Source organism: Mycoplasmoides fastidiosum (assembly GCF_024498275.1).
Taxonomy (GTDB): Bacteria; Bacillota_I; Bacilli_A; order Mycoplasmatales; family Mycoplasmoidaceae; genus Mycoplasma_N; species Mycoplasma_N fastidiosum.
In genome coordinates this window covers 245,418-268,494 of the sequence record NZ_CP101809.1, presented here as the reverse complement: position 1 = coordinate 268,494, position 23,077 = coordinate 245,418, and the positions used below count along the sequence as shown (strand labels likewise).

Genomic DNA, 23,077 nt, shown 5'->3' with positions numbered 1-23,077 from the left:
TTTATTCTTCATCTTGTGGTTTGGGCGTAAAACGTTGGGATCGATTGCGTTCGGCTAAATTAGCATTAATCGATAAGCGACTGGGGACATACCGTTTGGTAATAGCACTATCTTTAACAACGTCGTTATAATTATAAACCGAACTATTTTGCCGTAACAGATTGAAACGTTTGTGTAATTTCAATTTTGTCATAACTTTGTTTCGTTCCATAATCCGTTTTCATAAGGCTTCGTTAACACTACTATTTTTAGCTGCATCATCTAGTCCCATTTTTTCATAATAAATTTTCATATTATTTTCTAACCGGGCTCTTTTAGCATCATGGATGTCAGTTAGTTTAGTTGCAAATTCTTGAAACAACTTGTCTGTTGCTTTGGAATTATGGGATAAGCGAAAAATTTTACCTTGATCTAAAATAATTTTCTTCTGATCGCGTTTGGTTCTTTTGTTAATTCCTAAATAATTACAAGTTTTTTCTAAGTGTTTTAAATAGTGAGTTAAAAATAAATTATCAAAACTTTCCTGATCTTCGTAGTTAATATTGATTTGTTTATTTTCTTCTTTAAACACATATGCCACATAATAGAAGTAAATTAAATCATTAAAATTAATGTCATCAGCAGCAATTAAATCACGTTCACGAAAGAAAATATTTAAATAAGGATTAAATAAATTTAATTTGCTACACTCTTCAATTACTTCATTTGCTTCAAACACCCGTGTTGATCATAAAGGCATTTGTTTGCCAATTTGTTTTAATAAGGCTTCATCAATTTTTTTCGGTTCTTTAGTTAGTTCTTTGATTTCTTTATCATCAGCAGTTTTAGTTGGTTTATAGTACTTATTGATGTAATACAACAAGGAATTGTTGTTATCAATCATTTTTAATTCCGCTTCTAATTCAATCAAATCGTGATTGAATTTAATCGTCACATCAGCTGAACTAGACCGAAGTTGCATTGGTTTGTAGTTTAAACATAACTTCAGATTATCAACTAAAGAATTGATACTAGTGTTTCGGGGTTTGAAAGAAAAGGGTTCTTTAGCCGCGTTAATGGTATTAGTGATGTACAGTAAATTAATTTTAGCATCATCATACTTTTTAAAGTTTCGGTCAAAGCCATAGCCAGTAGAAAACAGGTTTCATTTAACTCCCACTTTTTGTAACAAAGTAATGATTTTAGCAATATGTAAATTGAAAAGCGCTAAAGCAAATAACCATACCGCTGGTGAGAAGAACTTTCTAGCAATTTTAAGGATGTTTCATTCCAAAACAACAATATCGCCATAGAATAATGACTTCTTAAACTCTGCATAATATTGATTGGCCAAGTCAAATAAGTAAGTAAACGGATTATTTTGGTATTTAGTTTCGACTAAAAATAAGTGATAATCACTTAACATTGCTGAAATCGGATCCAACCGAGCTTCAGTGGAAACAACAGCAACTTTGTTAGCGATAAATTCTGTTTGTTTTAAATCACGTTCATGGGTGTTCACAGCATAATTAACGTGATAAATCACTTTTGGAGAAATATGGGGTCGGGCACGTTGACGGTTTAAAACCCCTGTTTTTAGTTCTTCCATGACTTGATCTGCAAAATCAAAGAAAATGATTGGGTATTCATTTAATTTAACTTTCACAAAATCCTGGTTGATATAAAACTGTTTAATCCGGTTATTGGTTTTAATTTCAGTAACCACGTTTTGTAAAGAATTAAATCCTTTAAGTTGTTTTTGAAAAATAACTTGATCAATAAATTTCTGAATTTTTAATGGGGCTTTTTGAAATCCAATAATTCCTGAAGCATCAACAAGAGAATTAATTAAGAATAACCGAGTCCCAAAATTTTTTTGCAATAAACTGATCGCCCGATCTAAAAAACTTCAATCATAAACCGGTCGATCAACTAGTAAATCAAAATAAAATTTTAAATGACGGTTGTTTAGAAAGTTTTTTTGTAAAACTAGAATTAACGCTTCTAAAGCATAGAAATCATTATTTGCAAAGTACTCACCAATCCTTAATACAACCCGAATTGCTGGAGTATCTAGTTGGTCGTGTTGTTTAATTGCTTCATAAATATTGTATAAGTTGCTTTTTAAACTCGTACTTAAATGATAGGCTTGACCCTTTTGAAAATTACAAGCTTGATAAAACTCAGTTTCAAAATCAGCATCATTTGAAGCATAAGAATAAATTTTAGTAACATTGAATAAGTCAATTAACTGGGTGAAATTAGTGAAGGGAACCAGTTTATACAGGTTATCTCCTTGACGAGCTTTATCGATATTAATACTAAAATTGCTAATATTTAGAATAGCAAAATGTGCTTTTTTATTCATTTTCAATTAATTTCACTTTGTTTCTTTTTTTAAACCAACTAATAAATCTACTTGATTATCGGTTCCGATTCCGGTATTCGCTTTCTAGTTTGCGACGTAATTTACGCTCATAAAACAAGGTTGCCCGCCGGTGTCAGATGAAGTATAAACCAGCTAAAATTGGTAAGAAAACTAATAACGGTAATCCTACTGCTAATGCAATATATAAAACACTTGATCAAAACCCATCTGTAACTTGACCAGGCTGAAAGCCTTCTAGCATTTGCCCTGAGTGGGTTAGTTCAACAAAACCATTGGCTTGCAACCTTTGGTACGGAATTGCATCAGTATTAAAGACCTTCGTACTTGCATCTTTAGTTTCATCGGCCTGTTGGACAACAGCAGCAGAATCAACCAATTGGGGTGTTAATGCAGTTGCAATTGCTGGTACATTAGAACGAAGAATGGTGTTAGGGTTAGAAGCTAATTGCGGAGTTTTCACAAAAAAATGAATTTGTCCCATCCCATTTTCTGCATCGAAAATGAAATAAATTTCTTTTTCTAGATTGTTAAAAATACTACCGCTGAAAGAATAAAAATGCGCTAAAGTGGTTTGACTCAATTGATTTACTGGAGTGTTTGAGCGCAGTTGTAATAATTGCGGAGCTTCTAAATCAATTGTACCTAATGGATCGAATGTTTTTAACGCATTTTCTCAGGCATTTTGGGGAATTAAAAAACCGGAAAATTTTTGTTGGAAACTTCGCACTTGGTGTTGATTTTCCCATTGATCAAAGTTCAGGTGCACCGTAATTGTCCCTTGGTTGTTATCAACTGCTAAATTGGATTTAATTAAATTTGGTTGGGACTGGTATTTAGCCCGAACTTCAGGCGAAAAATTAGCAAATAAATTAGCAATTTGGTAATCTGAATAATTTTTAACCTGATCAGCAAAAGCTAAAGCCGTCATTTGTTCCAGCCGGTAATTAGTGTCAGCTAAAATAACATCATTACTGGATTTTCAGTTTAAGAAATAACCGGTTGCTTCATTAACTGGCGCGCCTGTTTGAAAACCAGAGATCACCCGACTAATTTTAACATTACGTAAGAACTGGAATTTATTTGTTGTTGCATCATATTCTAAATAAGTATCAAAGAAGAGTGATACTAACAAATTACCACCAGGATTATCTGCACTAACACTAATTTCTGGTTCAGCATTAGCGGCTTCAGCTGATAATTGAATTAATCATCCTTGAACCCCGTTTAAACTTGGTTCATTGGTTCGGCGTTGTAACAAATCATCCACTGTTACTGATGAAGGTAGACGGTTAAATAAGTTTTGGGTTGGAGTTGGTTTAAATCGTTCCAAATAAACAGCTTGATCATCAGTAAAATTAATGCGAAACACATCATTAGCCGTTGGGGTTCGGGTGTTAAAACCCCGATAAATTTGTTCAAATTGCGTACTTAAACTTCCTGGTAAAGATTGTTTTAGACGCACGAACAATTTAAAACTACCCAATAAATCATTAACCCGACGAATTTGGACATCATCAATTAGGTCTCGTGCCACTACTGATGCATCAATTAAACCTAAATCATCAATTGCGGTTTTTAAATTTGCAGATAACCGGTCAATCCGGTTAGTCGTTGTTGTTTTAAATAATTTTGCAATTTCACTGGGTTTTAATTCCCGGAGTTTTTTGGTAGTACGGTTATATTGAACTGTTTTATCTAAAATGGCCTCAGAGGGTGTAAAACTGAATAAAACATTATCACTTAAAGTTGGGTCAAAACTAAAGACTTGGGGAGTTTCTCAAGTAATTGAATTTGAAGTCACTAAAACGTTGCGATCAGTTTTGTTTTCAGTCAAGAAAACATTTTTACCAATAAAGTTAAAACTAACGGTAATTAAAGCGGTTCCGTTCCCATTTTTAGGCACAATACTAATAGTGCGGGGATATTTGGCTAATTGGTCAGACAATTGGATGAAGTTAGTGATTACTTGTTGGGGAGTTAAACTAGATGGTAATTTATGGCTAAACTGGGCAGCTAAAGTTTCTTTGGGTTTTGGATTAATTGTATAAGTTAATTCTTGTAACAAATTCCCATTACGGTTAAATCCATCAAATTTTAGTGTAAAGGTTTTATCATTAACTTGTGCCCCACCAGAACGTGCATAACCTAAACTAACCGTTATTGTTAAACTTAAATTAACATCATCTGCGGTTAGTTTAATGGACAAATTATTTTTCTGATTAGCTTGATCATTGACGTTAACATTACTTAATTGTAAAAGATCGCGAACTGCAGCTTGGTAATTATTAGCACTATTATAAAACGCTGCTACATCAGATGGTCGAGTTTGGGGAATGAAAGTGTTGCTTAAATCTTTTAAGCTAACACTTGCATCTTGGCTGTATAACTGGTATTGGTTAGATCCAACAAAATATTTCGCCCCATTAGTATCTGTAGTATTAACCTGACCATCAGCTTGTAGGCTGCGTAATTTTTGATAAACATTTACTGTTACTTCTTCATGATAAGCCGCATCCGTAGGAGCAGGTGTTTTAACAAACTCAAACTCATAAACTGGTTGATAATTTACAGTATTGTATTGTGCATGTTGCACAAAAAATTGGGCGTGGTTTTTTTCAAACTCAGTTTTAAATTCTTCAAAAGTTTTAGTAGTAAATTGGGCCCCATTCGTAATTTGGGATTGGGGGATAAAAGCAATTGGTGCAGCTGATTCAATTGCATTAGCTAAATTGCCAACGTTTCCCACAAACCCACTGTTGTTATAAGCCAGAATTTGCCCATCACTTAAATGCAATAAATAGTTAACACCATTGTTAGTGATGTCTAATATTTTGGCTGTAGCTGGGATTTGACTGGCAATGGTAATTTGTTGTAAATAATGAAAATCTTGATCTAAACCAACTAAAACCCCGTTTGCATTAACCCCAACATAAACTGGTTGAGTTGCTAAGCTAGTGTTGTTATTTAATGCGGTTGTAAAACTAGTTAAACTTGTTCCAGCTAAATAATCAACATTGGTTTCATATTTTTCCACCCGCACACTTGCTTGGTTATTATTGGTACTAGTCTCAATTTTTTGCACTAATAGTTTTCCAGCAGAACTGAATGCGCCGGTTTTTGGTTGCTGACTTGTGGCGTTTAAAAACAAACCTTGACTGTTTTCTACAAGATTAAAAAAAGTTTGTTTGTTCGGGTCATTTAAAGTTGTTAAAGCAGCTACGCTAGGGTTGGATAATCCGTTATGGTTGGTTAAATCAAAAGCAAAGACTGCTGCATTTTGACTCACTGTTGCTTTGTTATTTTGAGCAAAAGCAACTAAAACCAAAGTATTATTTTTGACTCACGCATTAGTTACAGTTAGTTTACCACCCGCAGTAAGCACATTAGCGAAATCATCACTTAAATTAGAAGTAGTGATGCCAGTTGTGCTATCATAAGTTTTGCCATTTAGTCCAAAAGCCGCAACATTGCTATTTCTATCAGTTAAATTACCAGAAATTAATAAGAACTTGGGATTAGTCCCATCTTCTTTAATAACAATGTGGTTAAAATCACGTTCCTTATAGCTTGTGCCATTTAGTACCATACTATTAGGTTCAATATTGGCATCAAAATAAACTTCTTTGCTACCACTAGCTTGATCAATTTTAAAAACAACCGTGTGACCAGTATTAGCACTTCTGTTTGTGACTGCAAAAACACTAACAAAAAAAGCTTGAGCAGTAGCTGAATAAACTGAACCTTGCAACCGAACAAGTGAAACCGTTGTAGAAACCGCAACAGTGCTACTAGCCCCACTTGCACCAGTTAACCTACTTTCAGTCCGTTTTAGAGTAATGGCTGTTGCTAAATCATCTGCAGTTACAGTTCATTTCACACTATTATCACTGTTATTGACTAGAACTAAACGATCAAAGTTATTCCCTTCTACTTTGGAACTAGCCCCAGATTTTGCCCGAGCATAATATAATGAACCGTTCGCAACATTGTAAATATTACGCCCGTTATAAGTGCCTAATTGACCATTGTTAATAAACATTGGATCAGTTAACAGAAGGCTGTTGAAAGTAGCATTGCCACTTTGACGTTGAAGTGGGGTTTGCAATCCCGGAATTAATTGGGTGGTGGTTTGGATTGTGTGGCGATGACTAATGCTTCCCATCGTGGTAGTGAAAAGTCCAAGACCTAAAACTAATCCCAACGAGAATTTAGCATAATGGCGTCATTTTTTGCAATGGTGTTTCATTATTGATTCCCCCAGTCTTTTGAACGATGACTCATCGTATTTCGTGGTCGGTGATAACGATCCACTACTTTTTTAGTTGCGTTAGTAGTTGGTGTTTGTTTTGAGCCCCGAATGTTTAAAAACATTGGATTTTTCTTAAAACCAAACCGGAATTTAGATAAACTAGATGCTCGGGTTTTTGGGGTTGATCCGGCTGCAAGTATGGAGTGTTGAACAGTTGGTTTGTCAACGGTTGGTTTTTTAGTTGGTGTTGGTGGATTATTTCAAGAAGCGAAATAAATATCAGCAGCCGAACGTTTGACTCGAGCAGCTGGTGGCACTGGTTTTGCAACCGGTTTTGGTTTAGGCGCTGGTTTGGGTGCGGCTGGAATAGTAGCAGCTGATGGCATGAATTGATCAATTAAGCTTGGTTGAACTGATGGGGTTGGTGGAGTTTGATGACTAAAACTATGGGTTTTTGCTTCATTGTTTATAACAACTTTATTAAGGTTAGCAGTGGGTGCAGTTGTGGTTTTCACGGTTTTATTGAACCAACTTGATTTGCTAAACTTCGTACTTGATTTAGCCGCTGGTTTAGGAATTACTTTTGCAACACTTGATTTTGGTGGGATTGGTTTGACAGTCACTGGTTTTTTAGTTGGCTGTACTCGGACTGGTTTTTGCGCGTAAGCTGAAGGATCTTGGTTAAACAATTGTTGACGACGATGGAAAACACCCGCACTCACTAATACTAAAATTAGTAATAAGCCGGTTAAAATTAAACCAATCAAAATAATGTAAGTTGTGTCTAAAACCGCACCCTTATTTTGGGGGTTTTGGTTGTGGACAATCAGATTATTTGGACTTAAAAATCCACTAATCACAAACCGTAAAACATCAGTTTCATCATGCACATCTTGTTGATGAACAACACGGCTTTGTTGGGTAAGACTATTGTTGCTGTTGTTCGTGCGTTCTAAAAGTTGGTTTCAATTAAGTTTTAAATCGACCACCACAGAATTAGTGGTGCGTTCTACAACGGTTAAATCTTTAGGCTCTAACAAATTAGCAATTGCACTAGGTAAACTAGAAAATAAGTTTACTAAAATTTCAGCCGCTGTTAAATCATTTGGATCTAAGGGATTACGCGCTAAAAAAGTTGCTGGTAAATTAATTACGGGTACATGAGTTAAAGATAATCCTTGAGCTAGAGATTGGTTAGTTTTAAAGTAATTAATTCGGAAATTAAATTCGTAATTAGCAATTCCGTTGAATTGGGGAAACAATAATAAAACGACTAATTCTCCGGTTTGATCATTCGCAATCGAAAAGACTTTTACTTGATCAAAACTAGTAGTATAACCAGCGCCTGAAGCAGGAATTGTTAATTGAAACATTTCCAAAATTTCAGCATCGGTTAAACTACTTGCTAACCGGTTGGCAAACTGGTGGTTTTCTAACAAGAAAACTGGTTTTGGTGCAATTGTGCTAATTTGATCAGGAGCTAAATTAGTTTGACTGCCATGAACTAGAAAAGTGTTAGTTAAAACCTGGTTAGTTTGGTTGTTAAAATGACCCATTTGGATACTAATTTGCAAATTAGTTAATTGATGATCATTACTACTCACTTGTCTAACACTAACCTGAGCTCCCTGATTATTTGCGTTATAAGGTCGGTTAAATTCGGTTAAGAAAGCTTGGGAGCTGGTGAAAAATTGTTGGACAAAAGTTTTGGCTGCTGGAGTAGTTAAATAACCACCGTTGTAATTGGGATCATTAATTTGATTTTTGAATAACTGTCATAATTTAGCACTACTGAAGTTGGCAAATTCGGTTGGTAATGAACTGTTTCAACTAAAAAATAGGGATGAGCCGCTTAAGGGATTAGTATTAAATCCTTTGTATTGTACATGCATTGGTGCAGCGGGAATAAGTGATCCAGCATTATTAACCGTCTGGTAATAAATGATTAAATCTACTTCGCCCGTGCGATCATTTCCAAAACCTTTAACATTAGTAATTTGAAATTCGGGTACTTGAATTTCATTACTTTGGTTTCAACGTTGGTTGGCTAAACTTAAATAACCAATTTCGTTGTTGAACCCAGTTGCATTAACTTTTAAAGGAGCGACACCAGATTCTGCAGCACCAGTTGTAATTGGTTGACCAGTAATTAAGTCTAACAGCGAATAATTAATTAACCCAGCAGCTGGATTCCGCCCGGTTAGGAATTGGGTGGGCAACAAATTTTGCACAGTTTGTCCCACCCAAGAATCAGTACCTTGAGTCTCCCATAATGGAGCTTGAATTTCAGCATTTAACAATTGGTCATTAGTTAATAAATGCAGTTTAATCCGGTCATCAGCTGTAACTGGTTGGGTTGTTTTAAACCCAAAAAAAGTTCGGGAAAAAGTTTTGGTGGGATTGGCAAAATGTTCAGATAATTTAACATCAACCCGTAATCAACCTTCTGCATCATTAGCGTGAGTTGTAACCTGTAAATCATTAGGTGTTAAATAAGCTAACGCTTGGTCGCGATCGGCTGTGGTGATCAAAAAATTAGTTTTAATTCAATCAGCAGTGATTGCTGAAGCTTTTAAAGCAGTTTGATTAATGAAACTAATGATGTTTGCATCGCTGTTTCACTGCAACTGAAACTGGGCTTGTTTTAAACCTGGTTGTTGCTTCCATTTTCACAACGACGGATCAGTTGTACTAGCTTGTTGGTTTTGGGGGGGTAGAATTAATACCCGGTAATTTGCTGAATCAGTTAACTGAATATTACTGTAAACCCCGTTAGTTAAACTATAAGCACTAATTGGTTGATAAACCCGAAAATCCACGCTGCCTAAAACATCATTAGCACTCACTATTTCAATGATTAAATTGGTTGTTTGGTTGGCTAACTGACCTAAACCATGTTTGAAAGTAGTTTGCAAATTACTAATTTCGACTTTAGTTGCTTGGTTGTTAGTAACAGTTTGAAATTCATAACCTGATGCAGTCGCTGTTGGCAGTCCTGTTGAAGAAGTTTGCTGGGTGAAACTAAACATCCCCGCTAAATCTGTCGGAGTAATTTGGGACGGATATTTCGGGGTCCAATTGGTCAGATGAGGTTGAAAAACTAGGGCCCCTGGTCGGTATAAATAAGTGTTATCAGCTTCAGAAGTCTGATTAACTACTTCGGCTTGTTGTTGAATTAAGCGGGATGGAATTGGTTGAATTGGGGTTGTTGATCAAGAAGTCACCGAACCAGACCATCAACCAATAATTGATAAACCCGTTAAAGCTAAACTGAATCATCCGGATCATTTGTGTAATTTCTTTTTCATAACAACTTCCTGTAACTTTTGGTCAATTTCTGTTTTAAGGCCGTGATTTTTGGGTTAAATTGGCGCTAAAAATTAAAAGAAAAACCTGTGCGCTCAGTGGTTTATCCACCCGATGCGAGGTTAAATATAATACCAAAAAAAAGAATATTTAGCTCTCCAATTAGGATTGAGCTTAAATACTCTTTTTAGTATAAACTTTGCGTAAAAACCCGTAGTAGGGTTGGTTTAAATAATCATTAACATCAGCAATGTCTGGACGAACTGTAAAGAAACGTTTGAAATATTCCATTCAATCGGCTTGAGTTCATTTTTGAATCCAGTTGAAGAAATAAATGTAATGTTCATCTACAAAGTCGGGCAAACGTTTCGTACGCGTATTTGCTTGATTAATTTCTAAACCAATAATCCGGTTGCCCCGTTCTTTGAATTTTAAAAAGTCCCTGTTGCGTTTGATTTCCCGAACATTGTTTTTAAACAAGAAATCTGAAATTAACACCACATCCGCAAAATATAATTCTTTGTTATGGTTGACAATTTCCATAATTCGAGCTAGGGGGTTTTGGATGTCAGTCCCCCCATAATAAGCATGATTTAAAAACGTGCTAATTTTATGACTTAAATCATGCCGTGCAGCTCCAGGGTTTAAGTCAATGTAAGTGTATTCAGTCCCATACATCAACAAAATAACCCGCCGGTTCATTGCTAAAGCAATTTCACAAATCAATAATGCAAAATTTTTGGAAATAACCTCGTTAATACCCAACATGGAACCTGAGGTATCTAAAGCTAAAACAATTGATCCTGAAAACCGTTTTTCATTCGAAGAAATCAGTTGTTGGGGGATTTTCGTGTTGGATTTGTTCCCTAACAAATAAGTCATTAAACTGTTATCAATTAATTTTTTAAAGAAAATAATTTCTAAATCTTTGTCTTTTAAATTAATTAATTCCAGATAGAACAAATTCCGTAAATCTGAAGATTGGGTTAATGAATAAAATTCAGTGGGCAACATAAATTGTTGTCGAATTTCTTCAATGTTAACTTTGGAGTCTGAAACCTCTTGCAAAGTTGTCCCCCCCAAACTATCAATTAATTCTTTTAAAGCTTTATCTTGTTTTAACAAATCATAAAATTTGGAATAATGATTAACTGCAACTTCAGATTGTAAGATGTCGTTTTTTGACAAATCCCACAAATATTTATTTGCAAATTTTTTCAAGTGGGGACGAGTTTTAGCTTGGGAAATACTTGAAAAAGCCGCATAGGTTTTTAAACCTAATGATAATGAAGCTCCATCAGCAACTAAATCATCTTCTTCGGTTTCAAATAAACTTAAAACCGGAAAGTATTTGGTGTATTTAGCAAACTGACCGCGGGTGACTTCGGCTAAAACTTTATCACGATAGCTATCTAGAATTTCGTAGTGTTTAGAGATCGGAATTGATTTTTGTTCTAAGTCCGCATAAATTTTTTCTAACAGATTTGGATTGGCATAAACTAAAGCAGTGATGATGCCGACCGCATCTTGACGACTAATTTTCATGACTAGTTACGGGTTTGGTTAAATCATCAGTTAGACTTAAATCAAGGGGACACAATGATTCGGTGCTGGTAACACTGAAACCATATTTTAGTTTTGCTAAATCAGCGGTTAGATTACGCACTTTTTGGGCCAAACCCAACAAATTATCCCGAGCTGTAGCCGCTAATTTTTCATTTGCTAGTTTAGTGTTATGATCCCAGAAAATGTTGTATTGGGAACTATTTTCACTAAAACGGGTGGTTATTCGACTAGCTTGGTCGTTAATTGAGCCAATGAACTTCGCAGTCAAACTTTTCCAAATTTGGCGTTTAGCGTCATTTAACGGAATGATTTCATAACTGGTTTGTTGTTTGGTAATGAAGTTGGTATAGATCTGCACCGTTGGTTTGGTTTCGTCATTATCTTCATACAAGTAAAAATGACTGTTTTCGTATTTAAATAACAACTTCGCAGTTGGTTCTAATCCTTCAGTGAATTGTTCTTCAGAAACATAAGAAATTAACCAGTCAATACTAAAGCGGGCTTTGGTTGGGATGGCATCAATTTCGGATTTCAAGAAGTAGTATACTTGTTTGCGATCATCCACAAACGCGTAGTATTCCACCCCTTTAGGGTTAGTGTGGGCTTCAATTACAATCGCTTCAGAAACTGTGGCGTGAGTAATTAATCGAATTAATTCCTGGCGTAAATCTTTTAGTTCGTTAACCCGTTTATCATAAATTTGTTTGTATTTGTATTCGTAGATGTAACGGTTCACTAGTTTTTCATAAAAACTTAATTGTTCTAAAGTGTTTCACAACATCAATGGCAGCACATCAAAATCAGTCACATCTACTTCTAAACGTTCGTTTAAGTAAGCTGAAACTTTTAAAATATTGATAATTTTCTTTCATTTTCGGTCAGAAACATAGTACTGATCAAACCCATCAGAAAACGGATTTTGGCGTAAAACTTCTAAATTACGTTTTTCAATTTCGGCTTTAATTTCTAAAATTAAGTCCAGAATTTTTTGGGGAATCACCACGTTTTTAGCTTCTTTTTCGATTGCATCAATCAAACTAAAATCTAGTTTTTCTTCAGGACGAATAATTTTGGTATTTAACAAGTTACGGCTGTCAGTCACCATGGCCAAAAATTTCTGGGGATCAGAAATTGAGCCGACGTTAAACTTAATTAAGAACCGGTCCCATAACGCTTCTAGAGATTGGTTCCGTTCTGGCAACTCATTAGAAGCTGCAATCACAAAATACAAATTAACATGCAATAACTTACCATCGTTAACAAATAATTTTTCGTTTAAGATAGTCAATAAAGTATTTTGAATGGATGAAGACGCTTTTCAAATCTCATCTAAAAAGGCAACATTAGCATCAGGTAAATAACCCTTCATCTTTCGGGAGAAGTTACCTTCTTTTAGTTTGTTAATGTCAATTGGCCCAAAAATTTCATCAGTCAAAGTGAATTTGTTCATCAAAACTGAGAACTCTTTCACATTGTTAAAAATGGAAGAAATTTTACGAGAAATTAGGGACTTCCCAATTCCAGGAGGACCTAATAAGAAAACAGACTCTTTCGCAAAGATTGCTAAAATGGAAAGGCGAATTACTAAATCACGTTCGATTAATTCAGTTCCAATTGCATTGGCTAGTTTGTTGATTTTATTTTTTAATAAGTATTTCATTTTTTTGTAATTATTCAATTAACTAATTATCTGTTTTCTAACAGGCTTATTTCTTAGCATTAGCAGACAACGATGCCACTTGACGACTGAGTTCATCAATGCGATCATCAACATATGATTTATTCGCAGCATCACCAGGGAATTTGGGTTTGGTTAAGTTAGTAATAGTTTTGTAGTTCGCATCTAAAAACACTGAACCAGTTTCTTCTTTGTCCAAATTGTAGCGTTTTTCAAAAACTTCAATTTCTTGAACCATTGCCCCAACATCTTGGAAATTTTCAGATAAGAAAATATTAACTAAATCAGTTAATTTTAAAAAAGTGCGTTCTTGAATTTCTAATTCATTAGGGTTAGCAACATCAAAACCTAATTGAATCATTTTATTAATTTTTGCCCGTAGTTCAGCCAAGCGGCGGTGTTCTTCTAAGAAGGCATTTTTCAATGATTCAGGGGTTAAATCATTACTGTCCAAAAAGCTATTTTGAATGTTTTTAGTAATTTCACTTCAGGACAACATAAAAATGTTGGGGCTCATAACCACATCATTTTTTAGTTCCAGTTGAATTCGTTCCTCTTCTTCTTTTTGTTGGTAAACACTTTTAGAGGCAATATCGTAGATGTATTTAAATTTTTCATCGTTTTTTTGGTTCAGCAAATTTAAGATTGCTTTCCGGTAAACAACGATTTCTTGTTTAGATGGTGCATCTAAAGTTTTGTTCATGAAATGAAAAATATCCACCACTACCTGATCGGACTTGGTAATCACATCTTTGACTAAATCCACTTGGTCTTTGGTGAAATTTTGCTTGACAGCCGCAGAAACTCCGGTTTTTTTGCCATTAGCTTTGAAAAGATTCATTTGAAGAATTAACCAATTATTTTTTATAAATTAAAGCTGGCGCTCAAACAAAAAAATTAATAATTAATTCGTTATCAACTGAACTAATTATCATTTCTTTTATACTATGATTTTGTGCAAAAAATTAACTAATTTTAGTTTGCTTCCAACTAGTTAAACTCCTGTTTGGACTCTAGACGAAAATTTGTTTACTAGTGTTTTACTAGCTTCAACATGAGGGATCAAAACGACACAATATGCTTACTAATTTTAATCTAAAAAATCAAAAATAGCATAAATTAGTTGGAATGAATTAAGCCCGAATTATTGGGCTTGTTTACGTGGTCGACGTTGGGGTTTTTTCAGATAAACTTCATTTGCTAATTTCACAAATTCGTTTAATCAACCATCCACAATTTTTCCAGCAGCCACTCATGGATCAGATTTGGTTAAATCAATTCCTAATAGTTTAATAATTTCTAATGGTTTTAAAGAAGAACCAGCGCGTAAAAATTGGAAATACTGATCAATGTCTTTTTGGGTTCCATTAAACATTTTATCCGCAGTTAAAACCGCAGCAACTTCACCAATGGAATATTTGTAAACATAGAAAACTCCACTGTAAAAATGGGGCACAGTTAGAATATTGGCTAAAGCTTGTTTGTCTTCTTCAGTTTCTTTGCGATCATTAACTGGAGGGCTGTATTTTTTAGTTGCTTGATCATACAAATCCATAGCAATTTGGGAATTGAATGGTTGACCAGAATTAATTAACTCATTAGCTTTTCATTCGAATTCAGAAAAGATAATTTGTCGGGAAGTAGTCCCAAAGAAGGTACTAAGTAATTCCTCATAAATTTCAAGTTTTTTCTGGGGTTGATTTGCAAATTTTTTCAGTAGGTAATAAGATAATAATACTTCATTTGCAGTTGAAGCAATTTCAGCATAAAAGATTTTATTGCTTGCGTATACACGTTGGTGTTTGCTATATTCACACGCGTGTAAAGCATGACCCATTTCGTGAACTAAAGTGCTTACATCATCTAATTTTTCGTTGTAGTTTAATAACATATAAATTTTACGTAGCCCTTTAGTACCCCCAATACAATAAGCCCCACCGCGTTTGTTGGGATTAGGTTTTCAATCAATTCAGCGTTCTTTAAAAGCCCGATCTAAATTAGCTAAATATTCTTTTCCCAAAACAGCTAAAGCTTCGCGAGCCATTTTTTGGGCATCTTCAATAGTGTATTTGTCTTTAGAACTACCCAAGCTCATCATCCGGTCTCAAGGTTCTACTTTTGATAATTTATATTTAGCTTTTAAAATTCGGTTAAAAGTTGTACGGTACTTTCGGGACATTCAACCATATTTTTCCACTTCAGTATAAACGTGTTGAATGAAACTTGGATCAATTTCATCATCAAATGCGGTTGCAGCTACATACCCTTCAAAGTTTCGGGTTTTAGCTGAAATGTTAGCATCATTATAGAAATAACCTAAAGTAGTTGCTAAAGTTTCGCGGTATTGGAAGATGGTTTTTTGTCAACTTAAATAAGCAGATTGACGCAACTTACGGTCTGGTTCTTTTAAATAACGAATTAAATCAGCCCGGTTATTAAGTTTGTGTCTGCGTTTTCGAGAATCCACAGCATCTTCAAAAACAAAATCACGGTCAACTAGCCCGCTGAACACATTGTAATAAGAACCAGATAATGGTTCAAAATTACTAATATATTGTTCGATTTCTGGACTTAAATTGTGGGGTGCTCCCTGAAAAATCCGGTTATACATGTAAGTATATTCAGCTAGATCTTTTTCTTGTAAGTACTTCTGAATTTTGGATTTGTTTTTAATAATGGTATTAGATAAATTGGACAAGGCTTTAGAATAAGGCATTAACTTAAATTGTAATCCGTCCATTAATCCCTTAATTTCCAAATTAGATAAATCCACATTATAAGTATTAGATAAATAGTTCCAAATTCGGTTACCTAATAAATTTACTTTTTCATATTGTTTAATAAAAGCCCGAAAATCAGCTAGAGCTTTGAAGGGATCAGCTTCGTATAATTTCACTAATTTTTTGTTTTCGCGTAAGTAGTCTTTTTCTAGGACTTCATATGGCTTATTATCAAGAAGATCTTCTAGATCTCAACTATATTTATCATTCTTCTTTTTCAAAATAAAACTTCCTTTTTACATTTAAATACACTACATTTACTAATAATTCTAAACATAATTTTAGAAATTCTGTTTTTTTCAGGAAAACCGGACCTGAATTTTGAATTTTTAAGCGTTTTTAGAACATAAATTTGCATTTTAGGTACCCTACAGGATTCAAAAACAGGTTTAAGTAACAAAACCCCAATAAAAAACTCCCAAACCACAATGGTTTGGGAGTTAATCTTATTAAGTTATTAATCTCAGTTGAATTCTTAATTGAATTCTGAACTAAACCAGATTTTATTGGTGCACAATTGCAATAATATCTTCGTGATTAATAATTTTTCAGCTCTGATCATCTTTTTGGAAACTGACCCCAGCAAAAGCTTTAATCATCACTACTGTATTTTTGGTTAAACCTTTTTTTGTTAAATCTAACCCTGGACCAGTTGCAATAATTTTGCCCATTTGAATTTGCTGGTTCTGATCTTTATGTAAAATCAGTTTAGTTTGAAAAAATTGTTCAGTATCTAAAATTTGTAAAAGAATGTTTTTATCGGTTGGATGAATTTCTAAATTTGTTTTATTTTTTAGATTTTCCATTAGATTTGGATTTTTCTTCTTTTACTTCCTCAGTCACTTCTTCAACAACTTCTGCTTGACTAATGTCTGGTTCAGATTCAGGAATATCTTCAGGAGTGCGGGCTTGGTTGAATTGTTGTGCCATTGCTTCACTAGCTTTTTTTAAGACGTCCATTTTGGTTTTTAGTTCGTCATATTTTTCTGCTTTTAACAATTCTTTCATCTCATCAACTTGTTTTTTAGCTTCAGCTTTTTGCTCTTCAGATAATTTTTGAGCATCTTCAGATTCAAGTTGTTTTTCTAAAATGCTAATTCAAGTTTCGGCTTCGTTTTTAATTTCGGCTTTTTCTTTAATTTTGCGATCTTCTTCAGCGTGCTCTTCAGCTTCTTTAATCATCCGGTTAATGTCATCTTCTTTTAATCCAGATGAATCAGTAATGGTAATAGATTGTTCTTTACCAGTTTTTTTGTCTTTAGCAGTAACATTTAAAATTCCGTTGGCATCGATGGAGAAAGTAATTTCAATTTGCGGCATTCCCCGAGGTGCGGGATCAATTCCGCTTAGATTAAAGTTCCCTAATGATTTGTTTTGGTTAGCCATTGGGCGTTCACCTTGCACCACGTGCACATCAACTGCTGGTTGATTATCAACTGCAGTAGAGAAAATTTGAGATTTAGAAACCGGAATGGTGGTATTACGTTTAATTAATGGTGTAGCAACTCCGCCTTGGGTTTCAATACCTAAAGTTAATGGAGTCACATCTAATAATAAGATGTCTTTTACAGAACCACTTAAAACCCCCGCTTGTACTGCTGCTCCTAAAGCTACCACTTCATCTGGGTTAATGGATAGATTTGGTTTTTTACCAGTAATTTTTTCAACTAAAGCTTGCACAGCTGGCATTCGGGTAGAGCCACCCACCAATAAAATTTGGTCTAATTCGGATTTATTAATTTTTGCTTCAGTAATCGCATCTTCTAATGGTTTAATGGTGCGGTCTAATAAATCTTTGGTTAGATTTTCAAAGTGGGTTTTAGTTAAAGTTTTTTCCACGTTTAATGGCTGTCCATTAACCATGGATAAGAATGGTAATAAGATTTGCACAGAATTTAAACTAGACAAATCAATTTTGGCTTTTTCAGCCCCGTCTTTTAACCGTTGTAACACCATTTTATCTTTAGATAAATCAATGTTGTGTTCGTTGCGAATTTCAGTTAGCAATCAGTCAATAATTTTTTGATCTCAATCATCTCCACCCAAATTATTGTCTCCTGAAGTTGATAAAACTTCAAAAGTTCCTTGTGCCATGTCTAGGATAGAAACATCAAAAGTCCCACCCCCTAAGTCATAAACCAGAATTTTTTGTTCTTGATTAGCTTTTTCTAATCCATAAGCTAAGGCTGCTGCGGTTGGTTCGTTAATAATTCGTTCAACTTCTAATCCCGCGATTTTACCAGCGTTTTTAGTGGCATTTCGTTGAGCGTCATTAAAATAAGCCGGAACAGTAATAACCGCTTTAGTAACTGTATGTCCCAATTTTTTTTCAGCATAAGTTTTAATGTAACTTAAAACTTTAGCAGAAATTTCTTCAGCAGTATATTGTTTGCCATCAATTGTTACTTTTTTATCAGTTCCCATTAAACGCTTAATGGAGTGGATGGTATCTTTATTAGTAATCATTTGGCGTTTTGCTGCATCACCAACAATTACTTCTTTTCCTTTAAATGCAACAACTGAAGGAGTAGTTCGTTTTCCTTCAGGGTTTTCTAAAACGATGGGTTTATCCCCCTCCATTACCGCTACACAAGAGTTAGTTGTTCCTAAGTCAATCCCAATAATTAAATTTCGATTCATATTAATGCGTATCCTTTAAATTTCCTCTTAATTTTATTTGCATCTATATGTTACAAATAATAACCACTTCAAATGCCAAGAAATTTTAGCAGTGAAGCATGGTTACTGCTAATTTTAGCACTCTTTTGGTTTAATTGCTAATTTTTTTTCAGTTTTTTCTAAAATTTTGTAAAAAATCATTAAAATTAAGTCCAAGGCCTGAAAAAACAGGGTTTTAAAGCAGTGTTTTACAGTTGTAACAGAATAAAAGCACCCATTTTTATTGTCTGATTACATCTAATTGGGGTTGTGGGTTCGCTAAAGAAATATCGGGGTAGAAGCCCTTTTTACTTTATAATTGAATCAACTGTTGATTTTTTGTTAACAACCCAGAACCTAATTTATCACTAATAAGTTATCATTGTGCTTGTTAGTGATAAATTTCATTATGAACTAAACTATTTTGAGTTTAATTATTTGTTTTATGGAGACTTATGAAACTTAATTCATTACTTAAAAAATGAATTCATTTAAGTTCAATTGTTAATTTACTAACTTTTATTTTTGTTTCAATCTTAATAATTGTTGTTTTTTATTACCAATTTGGGTTAATGATTCCCACTAATTATCAAGTTTTAGCCCCAAATGCTGAAGGTGCAGTTGATTTTAGTTTTGGTTATGAATTCATTCACAACAACGGCTTTGCTGCTTTTTTTGCTAGTCCTTTAGGTGGTGGTACTTATTGACAGCTAGTTTTAAGTTTTTATGTTTTATCAATTCTTTTTGCTAGCTTTAATTTCATCTTTAATGCTGTGGTCATCTATTTAGGATCCAAATATAAAAATAGTTCAGTTCTTAACATCGGTGTCACTGCTTTGTTTTTGCCTTTAATTGGATTTATTTTCGCTCAAAAATTCTTAATCAAATTCCGTTCCACAATCATTCACAAACCTGATAAAACAACTGCGAAAAAAACTTTATTAAAAGAATTAGAAGAATCCATCAATCAAAAATTAGCGGCTTAACTATTCACTTTTCCCTGAAAATTAATCCCCCTGTTTGTCAAAAAAACAACAGGGGGCTTTCTTTTTTGGATTTTTCACCATTTGTAACAACTTGAAAAATGGTATAATTAAACTGTCATTTATTCAAGTTAATCGCTGGTTGGTATATTAAAACCAATTAGAGGAAAGTCCATGCTCACACTATGCTGAGATGCTAGTAGTGATTGCACCAGGAAATAAACAATAAACCTGGGCGCGAAGCAATTCGTGACGACCATACAATTTGACCTACAGCAGTTTTGCCATGGTTTAATTTTAACCAAAGTGCCACAGAGACGAGTCGTATAGAAATATACGGGTGAAACGCGGTAAACTCTGCAAGTGAGAAACCTAAATTTTGGTAAGGGAATTATCTAGCGAGAATTAACAATCAATAGATAAAATCAGAAATTATTTCGAATGAAACAGTAGATTTAATTTCGGTTAGATTAATGATTAACAAGTTACTTCAATTCATTATGTAACTACAGAACATGGCTTATTGAATGATTTCATAACAAAACCAACCTAATAACATAATAGGTTGGTTTTGTTATTTTAACCTAGTTTCATTAGCTCGAATTGTTACATTCATAATCGATAAATCATTGTTTTATTGACAAACAAAAACCAACCCGTTAAAAACGGGTTGGTTTTTTTAGTTGATAATAATTTTAATTGCTAGTTGAAGTGGTTGTTTTAGATTCCATGTTAGTTTTAGAAGTCATCGCAGCTGGTTTATTAGCACTTGATTTCATTCGGTTTTTGCCAAACACATCTTTGAAGACATCTAAGTAGTGTTTCACTAAAACAATTTTGGTTTTAGCTAAAATTTCTGCGGGCACATCATCTAAGTAGCGTTCATCATCTTTTGGTAAAAAGATTTTATTTACTCCGCCCCGGACTGCAGAAATAACTTTTTCTTTAACTCCACCGATGATTAAAACTTTACCTTGCAAAGTAATTTCTCCCGTCATGGAAATGCTGGAATCAACCGGAATTTTAGTTAAAGCAGAAATAATTGCTGAAGTTAAAGCAATTCCTGCAGAAGGACCATCTTTAGGAACCGCGCCAGAAGGCACGTGAATGTTTAAATCAATTTCTTCGAAATTAATTTTGTCTACACCATAAGTTTTGGCATTTGATTTCACATGACTTAAAGCCACTGTAACAGATTCTTGCATCACTTGCTTTAGGTTTCCGGTGATATTAATTTTGCCAGTTCCCTTGTAATAAGTAACTTCAATTGGTAATAAATCACCACCAAATTCGGTATAAGCCATGCCATTAACAATACCTGGAGCAACATCAGTGTCTTTGGTATTGTATTCATAAATCTCTTTTTTCAGATATTTTTGAACTTCAGGAATATTAATTACTTCTTTGAATTTAGGATCTAATTCTTGAGCGCGAACTAGTTTGCGAGCAATGGTTGATAGCAATCGTTTTAAGTTTCGCACCCCAGCTTCGCGAGTGTAACGAGCAATAATGTAATTAATTGCTTCATCCGTGAATTTTAGATCGGATTTTTTAATGTTATTTTCTTTCAGAATTTCTTCAATTAAGTGGGTTTTAGCAATTTCTAGTTTTTCTTTTTCAGTGTATGAAGTTAAATGAATCACTTCCATCCGATCATACAAGGCATCAGGAATATTTTCTTCATAGTTAGCTGTAGCAATGAACATAACTTGGGATAGATCATAATCTTCTTCAATGTAGTTATCAGAGAAGTTTTTATTTTGAGCCGGATCTAAAACCTCTAATAAGGCCCCAGATGGATCACCGCGGTGGTTTGAAGTTAGCTTGTCAATTTCATCCAGTAAGAAGACCGGGTTTTTAACTCCGGCTTTTTTCATGCCTTTAAGAATTCGTCCGGGCATTGACCCAATATAGGTTTTTCGGTGACCCCGAATTTCAGATTCATCCGAGATCCCACCAAGCGAAATTTTGACAAATTTGCGCTTTAAAGCTTGAGCAATTGAAATCACTAATGAAGTTTTTCCGACCCCAGGTGGTCCCACCAAACAAATGATGGTTGCACCAGATTTAGACCCTTTACGACGCTGAACGGATAAGAAATCCAGAATGCGGTCTTTTGGTTTTTCTAAACCATAGTGGTTTTTATTTAAAACTTGACTTACTTCTTCAAAGGTGACTTCTTCTTTAGACATTTCTCATCATGGTAATGACATCACTCAATCAATGTAGTTCCGAGAAATGATGGCTTCGTTAGAAAAAGAAGCAGTGAAATCAAGTTTGTTTAATTCGGATAAAACCTTTTGTTTCACACTTGGGGGGAACGGTTCTCGTTTTAAACGTTCGCGAATGGCGCTAATTTCTTCATCTTTATTAGGATTTTCACCCAATTCTTCTTTGATGACTTTAATTCGTTCGCGTAAGTAAAATTCTTTTTGTTGCTTACTAATGTTGTTATGAACTTTCCGGGAAATTGATTCATCAATTTTATTTTTAGTTTGATTAGAAATTTCGTTACTGCGTAAAATTAATTCAATCCGTTTTTTTACATCAACGGTTTCAAGTCATTGTTGTTTGTGTAATACCACATCATCAAAAGGAATCGGTCACACTTGAGCACACAGATCCACAATTTGAGAAACTTTGTCAGGGTGTTGATCTGCGAAATCTAAAACTTGACGTAAATTAAAATCATCATCACCAAAAATTTCTTCTAGATTGCGTAATAATTCACTAATTAAAAACTGAATATCACTGACCGAACCATTACGACGGGGCTTAATTGGTTTATATTTAGCCAATCAGAATGAATCGGAATTAAAAATCACTCCGCCTTTAGGAGAGAATTTTCAATCAATCTGATTTTTTTCTTCCCATGTTTTCAGATACATTTCTTCCAGTTTAGCCCGACAAACTCCTTCAACATAAATGACCATTGAGTTATCGACATCTGGTTCGCGTTTGATGATTTTACATAACGTACCCATTTGGTATAAATGTTTTGGGGTTGGTTCATCATCATCGTATGTTTTTTGGCAAACGATCAAAATTTGATCCTCATGCTCTTGTTGTGATCAGTACGCAGCTTCGATTGAAATAGCTCGTCCCAACTCGATTCGTTCTAATCCGCCCGGAAAAACAACTGCGTTACGGGAAATTAGAACAGGTAGGGGAGAGGAGGTTTTAGTTTTATTATTCATCTTCACAATTAACCTTATTTTGTTCTTAAATCTTCATCTTTCAAAAATGGTTTGACACAACCAAATCGAAGGGGTGATAAATCACATGAAACTTTGGGCAATTATTAGCAATCTAAACCTTAGTTTGCTAATAATTCCTAAATTTTACACCAAAAGAGCGCTTTTAACTAATTTTTTTTCCTTGTTTTTGGGTAAAAGACCAAAGAATCCAGTCAAAAACCGCGTCAGTAATGAATGTTTAAAGTGATTAAAGTAGTAGTTAAATAGTTGTAAAATTTGCATTAAACCAACT

The 23,077-nt window shown here is 34.3% G+C and carries 11 protein-coding genes and 1 other RNA gene; 2 read left to right on the top strand and 10 right to left on the bottom strand.

Features of this window, described 5'->3' with window-relative positions; translation table 4 throughout:
• Position 1: 1 nt before the first annotated feature.
• The 9 genes from NPA10_RS01125 to dnaK form a co-directional block, all read right to left on the bottom strand.
• Positions 2-2,347 carry a hypothetical protein gene (locus tag NPA10_RS01125; RefSeq protein WP_256547706.1) on the bottom strand — a complete coding sequence of 782 codons (2,346 nt, stop codon included), beginning with the start codon at positions 2,345-2,347 and terminating at the stop codon, positions 2-4.
• A gap of 55 nt (positions 2,348-2,402) precedes the next feature.
• Entirely contained in the window at positions 2,403-6,614 is a 4,212-nt protein-coding gene (locus NPA10_RS01120; RefSeq protein ID WP_256547705.1) for a hypothetical protein, read from the bottom strand.
• Positions 6,614-9,925 carry a lipoprotein 17-related variable surface protein gene (locus tag NPA10_RS01115; protein WP_256547704.1) on the bottom strand — a complete coding sequence of 1,104 codons (3,312 nt, stop codon included), beginning with the start codon at positions 9,923-9,925 and terminating at the stop codon, positions 6,614-6,616. The genes NPA10_RS01120 and NPA10_RS01115 overlap by 1 nt, the downstream gene beginning before the upstream one ends.
• A gap of 172 nt (positions 9,926-10,097) precedes the next feature.
• Complete coding sequence (locus NPA10_RS01110) at positions 10,098-11,468, bottom strand: VWA domain-containing protein (RefSeq protein WP_256547703.1); 1,371 nt, start codon at positions 11,466-11,468, stop codon at positions 10,098-10,100.
• Positions 11,458-13,149, bottom strand: a complete 1,692-nt coding sequence (locus tag NPA10_RS01105) for an AAA family ATPase (protein ID WP_256547702.1) — start codon at positions 13,147-13,149, stop codon at positions 11,458-11,460. Before NPA10_RS01105 ends, NPA10_RS01110 begins: the two co-directional genes overlap by 11 nt.
• Positions 13,150-13,195: 46 nt before the next feature.
• Complete coding sequence (locus NPA10_RS01100) at positions 13,196-14,008, bottom strand: hypothetical protein (protein WP_256547701.1); 813 nt, start codon at positions 14,006-14,008, stop codon at positions 13,196-13,198.
• A 303-nt stretch (positions 14,009-14,311) separates the two neighbouring features.
• The gene (pepF, locus tag NPA10_RS01095) at positions 14,312-16,168 is read right to left on the bottom strand and encodes an oligoendopeptidase F (protein ID WP_256547700.1); all 1,857 of its coding nucleotides are present in this window, start codon (positions 16,166-16,168) and stop codon (positions 14,312-14,314) included.
• A gap of 282 nt (positions 16,169-16,450) precedes the next feature.
• On the bottom strand, positions 16,451-16,753 hold the full coding sequence (locus NPA10_RS01090) for a co-chaperone GroES family protein (RefSeq protein ID WP_256547699.1): 303 nt from the start codon (positions 16,751-16,753) through the stop codon (positions 16,451-16,453).
• Positions 16,734-18,593: a molecular chaperone DnaK gene (dnaK, locus tag NPA10_RS01085; protein WP_265745515.1), complete on the bottom strand. Its 1,860-nt coding sequence runs from the start codon at positions 18,591-18,593 to the stop codon at positions 16,734-16,736. The genes NPA10_RS01090 and dnaK overlap by 20 nt, the downstream gene beginning before the upstream one ends.
• Positions 18,594-19,060: 467 nt before the next feature.
• Here dnaK and NPA10_RS01080 point away from each other — a divergent pair, with 467 nt between their 5' ends.
• Positions 19,061-19,591, top strand: a complete 531-nt coding sequence (locus NPA10_RS01080; protein WP_256547697.1) for a hypothetical protein — start codon at positions 19,061-19,063, stop codon at positions 19,589-19,591.
• A gap of 120 nt (positions 19,592-19,711) precedes the next feature.
• Positions 19,712-20,115: RNase P RNA component class B (gene rnpB, locus NPA10_RS01075), an RNA gene on the top strand.
• 168 nt (positions 20,116-20,283) lie between these two features.
• Here the strand turns inward: rnpB and lon are convergent.
• Positions 20,284-22,785, bottom strand: a complete 2,502-nt coding sequence (gene lon, locus NPA10_RS01070) for an endopeptidase La (protein ID WP_256547696.1) — start codon at positions 22,783-22,785, stop codon at positions 20,284-20,286.
• Between the last annotated feature and the right edge of the window lie 292 nt (positions 22,786-23,077).